Genomic DNA, 211 nt, shown 5'->3' with positions numbered 1-211 from the left:
GGTACCAAATAAGCCGGGGCTTGCAACCACAGTTGAAACACCTTGCTCATCCGTTTCTAATATCCATTCCCCAAATCCATAATTATATCCTTGCGCAGATTTAGGTGCATATTTTATCATGCTACTATTGGTTTGTGGGGTTTGCATTAATGCTATGGATTGCTCACTCAATACACGCTTACCTTTAAACATGCCTTTATCAAGTAGCATG

At 40.3% G+C, this 211-nt stretch carries 1 protein-coding gene; it reads right to left on the bottom strand.

The window, feature by feature from the left end; translation table 11 throughout:
* Positions 1-211 (bottom strand): hypothetical protein (locus CWC16_RS19995; protein ID WP_212747454.1); only part of this gene is annotated, 211 nt, incomplete at both ends.

The sequence above is a fragment of the Pseudoalteromonas sp. S3776 genome, from assembly GCF_005886915.1.
Classification (GTDB): domain Bacteria; phylum Pseudomonadota; class Gammaproteobacteria; order Enterobacterales; family Alteromonadaceae; genus Pseudoalteromonas.
This window is presented reverse-complemented; position numbering and strand designations above follow the sequence as displayed.